Genomic DNA, 794 nt, shown 5'->3' on the forward strand with positions numbered 1-794 from the left:
TGTCGAAAAAGTTCTGCCAGGCCTTTCCTAAATCAGCGATTGCCAATTGCAAGGTTCGGGCCGAGAGCATGTACTGCCAATCAGCTTTATTCGCGACCAATTCGTTACGGACAGCATACATGTTTGGTTTTGGACTAGCTTCATCAATGGTGTGTAAATCGTACATATCATTCCAGGTAGCTAGGCCCTCATTCCAACAGTATCTGCGATAATTACAAAGCTCATCAAGTATCTTTTCCATGTGGTGATTTGGGTAAAGTCTTACCTTTTGTGTTCTTATCAAGCTCATCACCACCCATCAAATCATTTTTCAATTTACGTTTATACTTCCGTAGCCCATATAATCGACAAGAAAAGACATGAATAATGCTTATCATATCTTCAACTATTTCTTGGTTTGGGGACGTTTCTTTATTGTTTAACACCACAATTTTAGCGCCATGTGTTGCGCATAAACGTTCAAACCACTCATACCCAAAACGGATAAAACGATCTTTGTACGTTATAAAGATTGTGCCAACTTCGTTGTTGAAGACTTCTTCTAACAACTTATTCCATTTTTTCGATTATAATTTAAGCCACTACCAATATCAGTGATTAACTCATCAAGGTAATCCCGATACTGTTCTTCTGTATAATAACGCCGATTTGTTGGTGAGCGATGTGCCGTAAATTTACCGTTGCGATCCCACTCTTGCAAGGTTCGAACGGTAACGCCCAGACGCTTTGCCATTTCATTTGGTTTAATCATTGCCACGCTATCCACCTCCATATTATCTTTCTATGGATAGCAC

At 39.7% G+C, this 794-nt stretch carries 1 protein-coding gene and 1 pseudogene; both read right to left on the minus strand.

Translation table 11 applies throughout. The features are described from left to right. On the minus strand, positions 1 to 289 hold a 289-nt coding region (locus HEQ50_RS12585), incomplete at its 3' end, for a helix-turn-helix domain-containing protein (RefSeq protein ID WP_232842759.1). Further along, a pseudogene (locus tag HEQ50_RS12590) lies at positions 225 to 751 on the minus strand (IS607 family transposase). The pseudogene HEQ50_RS12590 and the gene HEQ50_RS12585, both read right to left, overlap by 65 nt. Positions 752 to 794: the final 43 nt, after the last annotated feature.

The sequence above is a fragment of the Lactobacillus sp. HBUAS51381 genome, assembly GCF_012641095.1.
Lineage (GTDB): Bacteria > Bacillota > Bacilli > Lactobacillales > Lactobacillaceae > Levilactobacillus.